Origin of the sequence: Actinoplanes sp. HUAS TT8 (assembly GCF_051380535.1) — a bacterium.
Classification (GTDB): Bacteria; Actinomycetota; Actinomycetes; order Mycobacteriales; family Micromonosporaceae; genus Actinoplanes.
The window spans coordinates 2,068,600-2,082,368 of sequence record NZ_CP195646.1 but is presented as its reverse complement, the minus strand read 5'-3'; the positions used below and the strand labels follow the sequence as shown (position 1 = coordinate 2,082,368).

Genomic DNA, 13,769 nt, shown 5'->3' with positions numbered 1-13,769 from the left:
GAAAGCTTACGGCGGTGACAACGCGTCGACTCTTTTCTATTGTTGGGCTGTCGTCGCCGAGTCCTCTGGGGGCAGCAACGTGGATCTGATCGAGAACCGGAGCACGCGCCGTCCGCCGTTGGAGGACCTGCGCCGCACGCCGCTGGGCAGCATCGATCCGAAGCGGGCGGCCCAGGTGGCCCGCGGGGAGGCCCGTGACGCGCAGGATCACGGCCGCATCGACTCGGCGCTCTTTGGCTCCAACATCTAGCCCGATCAGCCAGTTCGTACTCAAGATCGCCAGCCGGTGCGATCTCAAGTGCGATTACTGCTATGTGTACGAGCACGCCGACCAGGGCTGGCGCCGGCAACCGCCGATGATGGACCGGGCCGTGGTGGCCACGGTCGCGGGCCGGATCGCCGAGCACGCCCGGCAGCATCGGCTGCGGACGGTCCGGGTCGTCCTGCACGGCGGGGAACCCCTGCTGGTCGGTCCGCAGCGGCTCGGCGAGATCGCCGCTGAGCTGCGCGAACAGATCGGGCCGGGGCTGGATCTGCGGATGCAGACCAACGGGGTGCTGCTCACCGACGAGGTCTGCGCGGTGCTGCGCGAGCACCGGATCCGGACCGGTGTCTCGCTGGACGGGTCGCAGATGGCGCACGACCGGCATCGGCGATTCGCACATGGTGGTGGAAGCCATCACCTCGTGCACCGGGCCCTGGCGCTGTTGCGGCAACCGGAGAACCGGGACTGCTACGCCGGTCTGCTGTGCACGATCGACCTGCGCAACGACCCCGTGCAGACGTACCGGGCGCTGCTCGCCGAGGCGCCGCCGCGGATCGACTTCCTGCTCCCGCACGCCACCTGGGACACCCCGCCACCGATCAAGAACGGCCAGCCGATCCCGTACGGGACATGGTTGTCGAAGGTTTTCCGGGCCTGGACCGACGGCGGCCGGGAGGTGCCGATCCGCCTGTTCGAGGCGATCCTGGCGCCGGGCGCCGTCGGCGCCGAGGCGGTCGGACTGAGCCCGGCCGACCTGGTCGTGGTCGAGACCGACGGCACCTACGAGCAGGTGGACTCCCTCAAAGTGACCTACGACGGGGCGGCGGCGACCGGGCTCGACGTGTTCACCTCGACCGTCGACGAGGTCGCGGCGCATCCGATGATCGCGGTCCGGCAGACCGGGCTGGCCGGGTTGTCGGCCACGTGCCGCGCCTGTGAGGTCGTCGACCGGTGCGGCGGCGGCCAGTTCCCGCATCGTTTCCGCAGCTCCAACGGTTTCGACAATCCGTCGGTGTACTGCGCCGACCTGAAGGAATTGATCACCTCCATGGACGACGCGGACGGACTGGCCACCTGGGTGCGTGACGAGCTGGCCGGCGGGGCGGGTCGCGCGGACGCCGCCGGGCAGCTCGCGCCGATCCACGAGGCTCTCGTCCGGGCCCGTCTGGTCACGCTGGGTGGCGACAAACCGGCCGGGTGGGCCGAGCTGATCGCGCTCGACGAGTCCGCGCCGGACGCGGTCCGGGAGGTGATCACGCACCCGTTCGTGCGGCGGGCCGACGCGTCCTACCTCGGTAACGTCGCCGTCGCGGCGGCAGTCCGGGCCGGCGCCGAGATCGGCCTTGAGCTGCCGGTCCGCGACGGTCTGGTGTCCCTGCCGACGCTCGGTGTGCTGCGTCTGCCGGACCACCCGCCGGTGGTCCAGGTCCGCACCTCGGCTGCCGGCTTCGAGATCGACCATGCGGGGGTACGGCAATGGCTGCCGACCCACCGCTGGCGCAACGGCACCATCGACGTCGCCCTGGAGGATGCCGACCCGCTGCGCGACCGCTACCCGGGGCTGATCGTTTCCGGCCGCGTCGACCCGTCCGCGTGGCGGCACCGGCTGGACGGCGCGATCGAGAGTCTGCGCGCCGACGCGCCCGAGTACCTGCCCGGGATCGCGGCAACGCTGCGCGCGATCGTCCCGCTGCGCCACGACGAGTCGGGCCGGCAGCGCGCCGGTTCGGCCCGGACCGCGTTCGGTGCCGTCGCCCTGACCCCCGAGGAACCTCGGGCGCTCGCGTTGTTGCTGGTCCACGAGGTGCAGCACCTCAAGCTGGGCGCGGTCCTGGACGTGTGCGCGATGTTCGACCCGCGGGACCGGCGCCGGATCGCGGTGCCGTGGCGCGACGATCCACGCCCGGTCGAGGGGGTACTGCAGGGCACCTACGCGTTCCTGGCCGTCGCCGACGTCTGGCGCCGCCGCCCCGGCCCGGCCGCCGCCGCCCGCCACGCCGAGCTGCGCGGATGGCTCGACGTCGTGCTCGACCGGCTGCTCGGCGGCACCCACCTGACCGGGGCCGGCCGCCGTTTCGCGGCCGGCATGCGCGCCGCCGTGGACCGCTGGTGACCGCGCGGGCTACCAGGGCTCGGCTACGGTCGATATCGTAGATCTCCACCGTTGAGGGACACCGCGACTGGGGGCGGAGCGTGACCTCGAACGTCGTCCCGGCCGATGACCGGTCACCGGTCTTCTTCATGAGTTACGCCCACCGGCCCAACAACGCCGGTGATCACCAGGTGAAACACTTCTACGACCTGGTCTACAGCCACGTCGACGAGCTGCTGGGCCTGCCGCCGGGGCAGGACGCCGGTTTCATCGACGCCGAGATGACCGGCGGGCAGCGCTGGTCGGACGATCTGGCCTACGCGATCGGTCACTGCCAGGTCCTGGTCCCGCTGGTCTCGCCGCGGTACATGAGCAGCGAGTGGTGCGCCCGGGAGTGGAACGCGTTCCAGGCCCGCCCGGTGCGGACGATGGACGGTGGCGCGCCGTCGTCCGGGGAGCTGCCGGTGATCCCGGTCTGGTGGACGCCCGCGCCCCTGGCCCGGCTGCCGAAAGCCGTCCGTGACGTGCAGTTCTTCACCGCCGAGGGGTTGTACCGGCCGGAGATGACCCGGCTCTACCAGCGGGAGGGTCTGTACGGGTTGCTGCAGCTCGGCGGGCCGGGGCTGGAGGTCTACGAGTCGGTCGCGTGGTTCCTGGCCCGGCGGATCACCGACTCCTACGGCATCCACGACGTCCAGGTCGCCGACGTCGACTTCACCGTTCTGGGCACCACGTTCGAGGGAGGCGTCCGGTGATCTTCTTCGTGAGTCACGCGCACGCGGCGCGCCTGTCCGGCCGTACGGATCCCTGGGTGGAGAAGTTCTTCGACGACCTCGACGCGGCGGTCCGGGAACGGGCCGGGGACGGCGGCTGCTACGACGCCCGGCTGGACCCGGGCACGGATCAGAAGGAGCAGTTGACCGCGGCGATCGGGGCGGCGCAGGTGTTCGTGCCGCTCTACTCCCCGCAGTACTTCGCGAACTCGTGGGCGGCGGCCGAGCTGGCCTCGTTCCGGTCCCGGCTGCGGTTCCTCGGCCCGGCCGAGGCGGCGCGGCACGTGGTGCCGGTGGTGTGGGTGCCGCTGCCGCCGTGGGAGACGCGCCGGGAGGTCGACGACGCGTACGCGGTGGTCGCCAAGAACGTGGACTACCTGGCCAACGGGATGCGGGCGTTGTCGATGCTCAGCGTGTACCGGCCGTCCTACACGGACCTGGTCACGGCGTTCGCCGAGCGGATCGTCACGGCCGCCCGGGACTACCCGCTGGAGCCGTCGCCGGCCGAGCCGCTCACCCCCGAACCGGTCGGTCAGGACCGTCCGGCCCTGCTGGTCGCGCTGATCACGGCCGGCGGTCCGGGCCCGTGGCAGTTCCCCGATCACGATCTGCCGGTCGGCGAGTACCTCACGCAGGTGGCGCAGCGGCTGGGCGTGCCCGCTCAGGTCGTACCCGCGCATGAGGTTCTTGATCGGAGTGCGCGGCGACCGTGTGTGCTGCTCATCGACGGCGACGCCGACCCGGACGGGGTGCGTGCAGCGGTCCGGGGGCTGCCGCGATGGGTGATCGCGCAGGTGATCGCGGGCGCCTCGGCGGAAACCCGGGAGCTCACCGGTATCCTGCGAACCGCCGGGCTGCCCGCGGTGACCCCGGTGCACGCGGTGTCCGATTTCGAGCGCAACGCGCCGCTGCTGGTGACCGAGGCCCGCAAGCAGTATCTGCGCCACGGCCCGGTGGTCACCGCGCCCGGCACGTCCCGGCCCAGCCTGCGCCGGCCCGTCGACGACAAGCGAGGATAGGCGAACCATGGTGGAGCGCGAGGGCCAGATCGTCACCTTCTACTCGTACAAGGGTGGCACCGGCCGGACCATGGCGCTGGCCAACGTCGCCTGGATCCTGGCCGCCAACGGTCATCGGGTGCTGGTGGCCGACTGGGACCTGGAATCGCCCGGGCTGCACCGGTTCTTCGCGCCGTTCCTGACCGCCGAGCAGCAGGTCACCACCGGCGGTGTGATCGGCATGATCACCGACTACCAGTGGGCGACGCTGCCGGTCGACGAGGGCGGCAACGGCGGGCCGGCCGATCAGCGCCCGGCCGACTGGCATCGGGAGTACGCGCGGGTCGAGCGGCACGCCTTCTCGATCAACTGGACGTTCCCGGGCGGCGGTTCGCTCGACCTGCTGCCGGCCGGGCACTCCAGTCTGGAGTACGCGGCCAGTGTCGCGTCGCTGAACTGGGAGGACTTCTACGACCGGCTGGGCGGGTCGCAGTTCTTCGACGCGATGCGCGAGGACATGAAGAACCGCTACGACTACACGCTGCTGGACAGCCGGACCGGTCTGAGCGACGTCGCCGACATCTGCACGATTCACCTGCCGGACGTGATCGTCGACTGCTTCACCCTCAGCGAGCAGGGCATCGACGGCGCGGCCAACGTGGCCCAGCACATCCGGTCCTACGACGACGAGCGGACCCGCCGTACGCGAAGAATTCTTCCTGTTCCGATGCGGGTCGACCTGGGCGAGAAGTTCAAGGCCGACGCCGGGCGGACCCTGGCGCGACGGCGTTTCCCGCGGTTGCCGGCCGGGATGACCGAGGACGAGCGCCGCGACTACTGGAATCTGGTCGAGGTTCCCTACCGGACCTATTACGCGTACGAGGAGACCCTGGCCACCTTCGGCGACGAGCCGGGCAACCCGGCCAGCCTGCTCGGCTCCTACGAGCGGCTGGCCGGCTACATCACCGACGGCCGGGTGACCCGGATGCCGCCGATCGACCCGGTGCTGCGCCGGCAGGTCGAGGCCCGTTTCGAACGTCGCCCGGCGCTGCTGGAGGAGACGCTGGTGCTGCGGTACGCGCCGGAGGACCAGGCGTGGGCCGAGTGGGCGCTGGCCGTGTACTCGGCGGCGCGGCTGCGGGTGCACGACGGCGGCCGGCCCGGTGACGTCCCGGCCGAGCCGGGGGCGCGCGAGGTCGTCCTCTGGTCGGACAACTTCCGCGGCACCGGCAACCGGTCGGCGGTGGCGCTGTGCATCGGCGACGACAACCCCGGCCACGACGACGTCGAGGCGTGGGAGCCGCTGCGCGGGGCGGGCGCCGAGGCGGCCATCGGGCGCACGCTGCGGCTGGTCGGCGCCGACGACAGTGCCGGGGCGGGCTGGCACGCGACGCTGCCGCGGTTCCCGGGCGAGCCGGCCCAGGTGCAGAACGCGCCGGTCAAGAACCCCCGGTTCACCGGCCGGCACCAGCAGCTGCGCGAGCTGCGGGAGACGCTGAAACGTTCGGGGGGCACGCCGGTCGCGCTGATCGGCGGCGCCGGGATGGGCAAGTCGCAGCTGGCGATCGAGTACGCCCACCGGTTCAGCGGCGCCTACGACGTGATCTGGTGGGTTCCGGCCGACCCGCCGCAGTTCGTCGAGACGATCATGTCGGACCTGGGGGCCGAGCTGAACTTCCCGCGCCGGGCCACCCTCGACGACACCGCCGGCCTGGTCGTGCGCCGGCTCAGCCGCGGCGGCGGCCGGGAGGGCACCCCGCTGCGCTGGCTGCTGATCTTCGACAACGCCGACCGGTACGCCGACGTCGAGCGGTACCTGCCGCGCGGCAACGGCCACCTGCTGATCACCACCCGTAACGCCGAATGGGGTGACGTGGCCCGGGTCCTGGAGGTGGAAGGGTTCAGCCGGGCCGAGAGCATCGAACACCTGCGCTACCGGCTGGGCGGGCGCACCCTGACCCGCGGCGACGCCGACCGGATCGCCGACGCGGTCAGCGACCTGCCGATCCTGGTCGTGCTCGCGGCCGCGTGGCTGCACGACACCGGCCGCTCGGGCGAGGAGTACCTGGCCGGGCTGGACAACATCGGCACGGTCCGCAGCACCGCCACCGCCGTGTGGGAGGTCATCCTCGAACGGTTGCGGGGCACCTCGCACGGCGCGTACCGGCTGCTGCAGCTGATGTCGATGCTGCAGCCGGACATCTCGCTGGGCCTGCTCTACAGCGACGAGGTGGCCCGGGTCATCGCCCGCTACGACGACGACGTCGCCCAGCAGCTGGCCGACCGGATGTCCGAACACGACGTCACGGCCGCGCTGATGCAGCCGATCAACCGGCTGTCGCTGGTCAAACTGGACCCGGAGATGAAACGGGTCACCGTGCACCGGCTGCTGCAGAGCGCCCTGCGCGACCGGATGACCCCGGAACGCCGGGCCGAGGTCCGGCACGCGGTGCACCTGGTGCTGGCCGGGGCCCGACCGGCCGGCGAGGTCGAGGACCCGGCCACCTGGGAAGGCTTCCGGCTGCTGTGGGGGCACCTGGACGGATCCGACCCGGAAGGGTGCGGCGACGACGACGTACGGCAGCTGGTCATCGACCGGATCCGCTACATCTACCTGGCCGGCAGTTTCCGCCAGGGCCTGGAGTACGCGATCCGCGCCGACGAACGCTGGACCGCCCGCCTGGAAGAACTGCCCGACGACGACCCGGACCGGCACCCGCTGCTGGTGCGGCTGCTGCACCTGCGCTTCCACCGCGGCAACCTGCTGCGCAGCCTCGGCGAGTTCGTGCAGGCCCGCGACCTGGACGAACGCACCCTCATCGCGCAAGAGGAACTGATCGGGGAGAGTCACCCATACACGCTGTTCACCGCCGGCAGCTACGGCGGTGACCTGCGCGCGCTCGGCGACTACCACGAAGCCCTGGAACGTGACCTGCGCACCCACCGCGCGTCGGCCACCCGCTTCGGCGAGGACCATCGGCGCACCCTGTCGTTCGCCAACAACCTGGGCACGTCGTACCGGCTCACCGGCGACTTCCGGCGGGCCCTGGAACTGGACCGGGCCACCTACAACCGGATGGCGCAGGTCCTCGGCGAGGACCACCACCGCACCCTGCTCACCGGCAACAACCTCGGCAGCGACCTGCGCGAGGCCGGCGAATACCAGGAATCGGTCGAACGGCTGCGCAAGATCCGCCGCGGCTACGAGAAGTTGTACGGCCAGCACTCCACCGACGCGCTCGGCGTCCAGGTCAACCTGGCCGTGTCCCTGCGCGGCGCCGGCCACGTCGACGAAGCCCGCGACCTGCTCGACGAAGCCTACGACCGCCTCCGGATCAACCTGGGCGAGGACACCTGGCCGACCCTGCTCACCCGGCTGAGCCGCGCGGCCACGATGCTGGTCACCGAGGACTACGCGAGCGCCCGCGAGGAATTCGAGAAAACCGAAGACCTGCTCGTACGGCGATTCTCCGGCGATCATCCGTACGTGCTGCTGTGCCGCCACAACCTCGTGGTCGCCCTCGCCGGGGCCGGCGCCACCGAAACCGCCCTGGTCCAGGCCACGGTCAGCGAATCGGCGCTGCGGGACGCGCTCGGCTCGGCCCACCCGTCGACCATGGCGGCCGTCAACAACCTGGCGTTGCTGCTCATCGACACCGGCGACGGCGACACCGGCCGGGCGATGCTGGCCGACCTCGTGGCGCGGCTGGCGGTGGGGCTGGGCGAGGAGCATCCGGACACGTACGTGAGCCTGGGAAACCTGGCCGTGGCCGAACAGAGCGACCACGTGCCGGTGACCACCCGGCTGGCCGACCGGGTCGGATCCGACCATCCGGTGGTCCGCTCCCTGCACCGCCGGCGGCGCGTGTACCGGGTGCTGGACCCGCACACGTACTGACGATCCCGGCCCGGCCGATCAGGTGTCGAGGAGCAGGAAGGCGTCGTTGCCGAGGTGCAGTTCGGGCACGGTGCCGCCGGGAAGGTAGGGCGCGACCGTGAGGACGCGCTGCCCGTCGATCCGGAACTGCTGGCCGGGAACCAGCGTCACGCCTTCGGCCAGCATGCGCGACAGGTGGTTGAGGATCCGGCCGGTCTGCTCGATGTCCTCGGCCGGCACGCCGGTGACCAGGTCCGGGCGACCGAACTTGATCAGGCCGCGGGTGTGCACCGGGTGGCCGAACCCGGGACGTGCCTCGGTCTCCGCGGTCAGGCTGATCTCCCGCTGGACGGTGAACGGCCGGTCCGATGCCAGTGACGCCACCGCCGGACCGGGAAGCCAGCTCGCGGCGTGGACGTCGAGCACCACGAAAGCCCCGGCGGCGGTGATCGCCGACGCGACGGCCCAGGCCAGCTGCAGGTGGGACAGGTCGGCCGGGTCCTCGACCGCGACCGTGATCGAGTAGCAGCAGGACGCGGCGTCCAACCGGTCGAGGTCGCCCAGGTCCCGCACCGGCGGGCCGGGGTGGGTGGCGGCGTCCGCGGGCGGGTCGAAGTAGGCTTCGGGCGGGGGTGAGAATCTTGGACGCCCGACCTACCTGGCAACCGCCCCGGCCAGCCGGCCAGCGGCGTGCCGACCATACCGGGATCGTCGGCTGTGACCTGTTCGTGGACGGGGTCGCGGTGGAGACGCCGGGTTCGGCCGTGGATCTGCGGCAGCTCTACGAGAAGGCGCGGGAACAGGACGGCGCTTTCATCTGGCTCGGGCTGCACGAGCCGACCGAGGCGTCGCTGGCGCAGGTGGCCGAGGTGTTCGGGATTCATCCGCTGGCGGTGGAGGATGTGCTGCACCGCGAGCAGCGGGTGAAGATCGAGCATCACGAGGATGTGGCGTTCCTGGTGATCCGCGCGGCGCGGTATGTGGAGCACGAGCGGGTCACGGCGACCAGTGAGATCGTCAGCACCGGTTTCGTCAGGATTTTCGTCGGCCCGCATTTCGTGATCACCGTGCGGCAGGGTACGGCTCTGGAGTTCGGTTCGGTCCGGGATGCCCTCAACGGTGAGCCGGAGTTGCTGGCGCAGGGCCCGTGGTCGGTGACGCACGCCATCCTGGACCGGCTGGTCGATGTGTACGTCGACATCGCGGCGGCGATGCAGACCGACATCGACCTGACCGAGGCGGCCGGGACCCCGGTCTCGGTGGAGCAGATCTACCAGCTCAAACGTCAGTTGATGAAATTCAAGGCGGCGGTGGTCCCGTTGCAGCGGGTGCTGGCGACGATGGTCAGCAAGCAGTTCACCGGCCTGCCCAAGGGCATCCGCGGCTATTTCCGGGATGTCGCCGACCAGCACACGGCCGTGGTGGAGCAGGTGATCGGCTTCGACGAGGTGGTCAACGCCCTGCTGCAGGCCCGTCTGACCCAGGTGACGGTCGATCAGAACAACGACATGCGCAAGATCGCCTCGTGGGCGGCGATCGGGGCGGTGCCGACCACGGTCGGTGGCGTCTACGGCATGAACTTCGTGCATCTGCCCGGCCTGGCCTGGCGGTACGGCTATCCGAGCGCGATGCTGTTCATCTTCGTCAGCGCCACGGTCCTGTACTGGTTGTTGCGCCGCGCCGAGTGGCTGTGACCGGCGTCAGTCCCAGGCGACGCTTTCGGCTCCGGGCCGGGTGGCCACGGCGCTGCGGTCCTCCCGCGCCAGGATGGTCAGCAGTTCGGCCGCTTCGGGGACGGTGACGAGCAGTCCCCAGGACCGTTTGGTCTCGGGTTCGGGGGTTTCCAGCCACAGCCGGCCGCTCTCGGTGCATTCGACCTGGATCACCGCGTCGGACCGGGACGTGAACACCGCCCAGTTCCCCGCGGCCCGCAGGATCTGCCGGTCGAGGCGGGCCACGCACCCGTCGAGCGCTTCGAGCATGGGCAGCGACGCCCAGCCGCGGTCCTCGGTCTGGTAGCGCATCTCCAGCACGTCGGTCTCGGGTGTGCCCGCGTCGACCGTGACCAGGCCGGTCAGATCGTCCCCGAGGAACACCGGGCCGAGCCGTTCCCACAGGGCGCGCCGCGGCAGGTCGACCGGCACGGACGTGCCGTCGGGGTGGGTGAGCGTGCCGACCCCGCGATCCCACCGGCGTTGCAGGACCAGGGCGTGCCCGCCCATGCTGCGGATCTCGACGCGGACGTCGGCCGGCCCGCTCGGCGCGACCAGGGTGAGCATCCGTTCGGCGGGCCACGGATGGAACCGCTCGGAGGGCCGCATCATGCCGCCCGGCCAGTCGTCGAGCAGCCGCGCGTCGGCCCGGGGGACGGGAACACGTTCCCAGTTGTCGAGACGCGGCAGCAGACCGGTGCCGTGCGACGAGATGGCGTTGCGGAACGCTTTCTCGCTCTCACCATCAAGAACTTCGCTGCGATGTACGGCCACGACGACCCGTTCCCCCGCGTCGGCGCCGAGCACGAGGGCCCGATCGAGCGCAAAGCCGGGAACGTCGATCGGCTGGGTCGTCCCGGCCGGCGCCACCACGTCCAGCAGGGCCGACGCGACGTCCTCCCGGTACGAGCCGGCGGCGGCCCGCACCACCGTGACCCGGCCGTCGTCCCGTGTCCGGCGCACGGTCGTCAGTTCACCGCCGGGCTGCCGGAGCCGGGTGATCTCATCGCTCATGACGCCATCAGTTCAGAGCGGCCCGCGGCCCGGCGAAGGTGGGCTGCCCGGCCAGCCAGCGCAGCGTGCGCGGCAGCTCCGGCATGGCGTCGAAGTGCGCCGCGCCCGGCCGCACGTCCAGCTCGGCGCGCCCGCCGATGCGCCCGGCCAGGTATTCCGAGTGCACGGCCGGGGCGAACGTGTCCTGGCCGCCGTGCCACACCCGGACCGGGACGGTGATCGACCCCAGGTCGAAACCCCAGTCGCGGCGCAGGGCCAGCAGGTCGTCGATCCACCCGTACGGACCGTTCTTGATCGCATCCCGGTAGGAGAGCCGCAGCTGGCGGCGCATCGCCGCGTCGCTGACCACCCGGCGGTCGGCGACCGTCATCTGCTCGGTGAGCAGGCGCAGCAGGTAGTCGGGGTCGGTGCTGATGCCGTCGGCACGGCGGCGGATCTCCGATTCCAGCTCGCCCGGGTCGCTGACCGCGCGCGCGAACTGCTGGTTGTTGTCGTCGTTCATCCCCTCGAACCAGCCCGGCGCACCGGCCGGGGCCAGGCTGACCAGGGCGGCGACGCGGGTGATGCGGTCGCCCAGGTCCTGGTCGGCGGCGCAGGCCAGGGCGTGCGGGCCGCCGCCGGACCGGCCGACGACGGCGAAGCGTTCCAGGCCGAGCTCGTCGGCGACGGCGCGGACGTCCTGCGCGGCGTGGGCGACGTCGCGGTCACGCACGCGATCGGACTCGCCGTACCCGGGACGGTCGTAGGTGATCAACCGGACGCCGAGCCGGTGCAGGACGATGCCGCGCGGGCGCGGGCCGAGGCGGCTGCCGGGGGTGCCGTGCAGCAGGAAGACCGGGGAGCCGTCGGCGGGGCCGCTGACCTCGAAGGCTATCCGCCGGCCGTCGGACGGGCGGGCCACGAACCGGGTCGCTGACGCGGCGTCGGCCACCATCACCCGCCTTCCCTCCATGCCGGCGACTGGAGGCCACCGCTGACAGCGATCGAGCCTAGACCTCCCGGGCGCGGCAACGCCACGGCACAGGCATTATTTCACCGTTTCCCGGCCGCGCTGACCTCGAAAGAGGCCAGCTTTCACCCGAACCTCCCGGTGGCGAGTTTCGCCACGTCAGCGGCGTGACCCAGGTGCGGGAAGTGGCCCCCGGGCAGCACGGTCGTCTCGATCCCCGGGACAAGACCCGACAACCATTGCGCGTACGGCGCGGCCGGCCCGGACGTCGTCACCCATCGATACCCGATCCCGCGGGACGCGATCGCGGCCAGTGCGTCGGCCCGGCGCGCCCGCAGGTCCGTGTCGGAGTCGCGCAGGATCTCCGCCCAGTACCCGAGCAGCAGGTCGGCCCGGGGCCGTTCGGTCAGCTCGACCAGTTCCCGCGCCGGCGCCGGCAGCGCGTCAATGCCCATCCCGGCCCGCAGCCGCTCCCAGACCGTGCGCCACCGCGGCCCGCGCAGGGTCGGTTCGGCCTCGCGGACGAGGGCACCGAACGGCCCGGGCAGCAGCGGCTGGTCCAGGTTGAGCACGCCGCGGGCCGGGAACCGGGCCGCGTACTCGGTGGCGATCACCGCGCCGATCGAGTGCCCGACCAGCACCGGCGCGTCCAGTCCGGCCGCCTCGACCGCCCGGGCGAGCAGCCGGGCCACACCGTCCATCCGGTAGTCCGGTTGCCGCGGCGACCCGCCGTGCCCGGGAAGGTCGAGGCTGAGTACCGGCCGGTCGGGGTCGAGCGCGTCGAGTTCGCGCCGCAGCGGCCCGAACTGGCGGCGGTCGAAGGTCAGCCCGTGCAGCAGCACGAGCGGTGGGCGGTCCCCGGGCCGGCCGGTGAGGGTTCCGGCCAGGTGGTCGAACATGCGCATACTCTCACCGACGCGGCCCGGGGGCCCGGGTTCAGCCGTTGACGACCGGAGCGGTGAACGTCGCCGGTTTGTCGCCGATCCGCAGGCCGGGGCTGACGATCCAGGACTGGTACTGCGGGGTGAACATCGAGTACAGCTGCGGGACCTCCGGGGCGCTGGCCTCGGCCAGGACGCGGCGGGCGTCGGCCGGGATCTCGAAGTCGAGCGCGGCCAGGTTCTTGTCCAGCTGCTCGGCACTGCTGGCCCCGATGACCAGCGACGAGATCGCCGGCTGGGTGGCCGCCCAGTTCAGTGCGACCTGCGCCATCGGTTGGCCGAGCTCGCCGGCGACCTTCTCCAGGGCGTCGATGACCTGCCAGTGCCGCTCGGTGATGGGCAGGCCGGGCGCGTCCGGGTTGGTCAGGCGCCCGTCGCCGGCCATCCCGGCCGCGCCGCGCGTGTACTTGCCGGAGAGCAGGCCGCCGGCGAGCGGGCTCCAGGCGGTCAGGCCGATCCCCAGGGTCTGCGCCATCGGCGCGAACTCGGGTTCGATCCCGCGGGTGACCAGCGAGTACGGCAGCTGGACGGTGACCATCGGGGTCAGCCCGTGCGCCTCGGCGTAACTCTGCGCGCGGGCCGCGTACCAGGCCGGGACGTCGGACAGCCCGGCGTAGCGGATCTTGCCGGCCTTGACCAGGTCGTCGAAGGTCCGCACGACCTCCTCGACCGGGGTGATCCGGTCCCAGGTGTGCAGCAGGAACAGATCCAGGTAGTCGGTGCCGAGCCGGCGCAGCGAACCCTCCAGGGCGCGGATCATGTGCTTGCGGCCGTTGCCGCTGGCGTTCGGGTCGGCCGGGTCCACCGTGTTGGTGAACTTGCTGGTCAGGACCAGTCGGTCGCGGTTGCCGGCCTTCGCGATGAGCCGGCCGAGGATCTGCTCGCTCTGCCCGGCGGTGTAGAAGTCGGCGGTGTCGATGAAGTTGCCGCCGGACTCCACGTACCGCCGGAAGATCGGCTCGGCCTCCGGTTCGGTCTTGCCGTAGGCGGCGTGGAAGCCGTCGACGCCGAAGTTCATCGTGCCCAGCGCCAGGCGGCTGACCCGCAGGCCGGACCGTCCGAGCAGGTAGTAGTGGTTCATGTCGCGCTCCCCGATCATTTTCTGGTCTGTGCGGTCCAAACTATGACCGCAAAAAAATAGACCTGCC

11 protein-coding genes are annotated in these 13,769 nt (G+C 71.6%); 6 read left to right on the top strand and 5 right to left on the bottom strand.

Going from position 1 to position 13,769, the window contains the following annotated elements; genetic code table 11:
- Nucleotides 1-79: 79 nt before the first annotated feature.
- From ACSHV8_RS09075 to fxsT, 5 genes are all read left to right on the top strand, one after another.
- Nucleotides 80-250 (top strand): FxSxx-COOH cyclophane-containing RiPP peptide, encoded by a 171-nt coding sequence (locus ACSHV8_RS09075; RefSeq protein ID WP_436531292.1) that lies wholly within the window; start codon nucleotides 80-82, stop codon nucleotides 248-250.
- A complete protein-coding gene (locus ACSHV8_RS09070) occupies nucleotides 195-2,378 on the top strand; it encodes an FxsB family cyclophane-forming radical SAM/SPASM peptide maturase (RefSeq protein ID WP_436531290.1) in 2,184 nt (727 codons plus the stop codon). The genes ACSHV8_RS09075 and ACSHV8_RS09070 overlap by 56 nt, the downstream gene beginning before the upstream one ends.
- Before the next feature lie 80 nt (nucleotides 2,379-2,458).
- Nucleotides 2,459-3,112, top strand: coding sequence for a TIR-like protein FxsC (locus ACSHV8_RS09065; protein ID WP_436531288.1), 654 nt, complete (start codon nucleotides 2,459-2,461; stop codon nucleotides 3,110-3,112).
- Nucleotides 3,109-4,149, top strand: coding sequence for a TIR domain-containing protein (locus tag ACSHV8_RS09060; RefSeq protein ID WP_436531286.1), 1,041 nt, complete (start codon nucleotides 3,109-3,111; stop codon nucleotides 4,147-4,149). Before ACSHV8_RS09065 ends, ACSHV8_RS09060 begins: the two co-directional genes overlap by 4 nt.
- A gap of 7 nt (nucleotides 4,150-4,156) precedes the next feature.
- Nucleotides 4,157-8,026 carry an FxSxx-COOH system tetratricopeptide repeat protein gene (fxsT, locus tag ACSHV8_RS09055; protein ID WP_436531285.1) on the top strand — a complete coding sequence of 1,290 codons (3,870 nt, stop codon included), beginning with the start codon at nucleotides 4,157-4,159 and terminating at the stop codon, nucleotides 8,024-8,026.
- 18 nt (nucleotides 8,027-8,044) lie between these two features.
- Here fxsT and ACSHV8_RS09050 read toward each other — a convergent pair whose 3' ends face one another.
- Nucleotides 8,045-8,578 (bottom strand): hypothetical protein, encoded by a 534-nt coding sequence (locus tag ACSHV8_RS09050; RefSeq protein WP_436531283.1) that lies wholly within the window; start codon nucleotides 8,576-8,578, stop codon nucleotides 8,045-8,047.
- Nucleotides 8,579-8,637: 59 nt separating this feature from the next.
- Here ACSHV8_RS09050 and ACSHV8_RS09045 point away from each other — a divergent pair, with 59 nt between their 5' ends.
- Nucleotides 8,638-9,699 (top strand): magnesium and cobalt transport protein CorA, encoded by a 1,062-nt coding sequence (locus ACSHV8_RS09045; protein ID WP_436531281.1) that lies wholly within the window; start codon nucleotides 8,638-8,640, stop codon nucleotides 9,697-9,699.
- A 6-nt stretch (nucleotides 9,700-9,705) separates the two neighbouring features.
- Here ACSHV8_RS09045 and ACSHV8_RS09040 read toward each other — a convergent pair whose 3' ends face one another.
- The 4 genes from ACSHV8_RS09040 to ACSHV8_RS09025 form a co-directional block, all read right to left on the bottom strand.
- The gene (locus ACSHV8_RS09040) at nucleotides 9,706-10,731 is read right to left on the bottom strand and encodes a hypothetical protein (protein WP_436531279.1); all 1,026 of its coding nucleotides are present in this window, start codon (nucleotides 10,729-10,731) and stop codon (nucleotides 9,706-9,708) included.
- Nucleotides 10,732-10,738: 7 nt separating this feature from the next.
- Nucleotides 10,739-11,665, bottom strand: coding sequence for an alpha/beta fold hydrolase (locus tag ACSHV8_RS09035; protein WP_436536731.1), 927 nt, complete (start codon nucleotides 11,663-11,665; stop codon nucleotides 10,739-10,741).
- Between the two features lie 140 nt (nucleotides 11,666-11,805).
- Nucleotides 11,806-12,579 carry an alpha/beta fold hydrolase gene (locus tag ACSHV8_RS09030; protein ID WP_436531277.1) on the bottom strand — a complete coding sequence of 258 codons (774 nt, stop codon included), beginning with the start codon at nucleotides 12,577-12,579 and terminating at the stop codon, nucleotides 11,806-11,808.
- 37 nt (nucleotides 12,580-12,616) lie between these two features.
- Nucleotides 12,617-13,702, bottom strand: coding sequence for an aldo/keto reductase (locus ACSHV8_RS09025; protein WP_436531276.1), 1,086 nt, complete (start codon nucleotides 13,700-13,702; stop codon nucleotides 12,617-12,619).
- Nucleotides 13,703-13,769 lie beyond the last annotated feature (67 nt).

Coding starts and splice junctions, on each gene's coding strand:
- fxsT (WP_436531285.1), top strand. CDS start 4,157: ATGGTGGAGCGCGAGGGCCAGATCGTCACCTTCTACTCGTACAAGGGT.
- ACSHV8_RS09040 (WP_436531279.1), bottom strand. CDS start 10,731: ATGAGCGATGAGATCACCCGGCTCCGGCAGCCCGGCGGTGAACTGACG.
- ACSHV8_RS09035 (WP_436536731.1), bottom strand. CDS start 11,665: ATGGTGGCCGACGCCGCGTCAGCGACCCGGTTCGTGGCCCGCCCGTCC.
- ACSHV8_RS09030 (WP_436531277.1), bottom strand. CDS start 12,579: ATGTTCGACCACCTGGCCGGAACCCTCACCGGCCGGCCCGGGGACCGC.
- ACSHV8_RS09025 (WP_436531276.1), bottom strand. CDS start 13,702: ATGAACCACTACTACCTGCTCGGACGGTCCGGCCTGCGGGTCAGCCGC.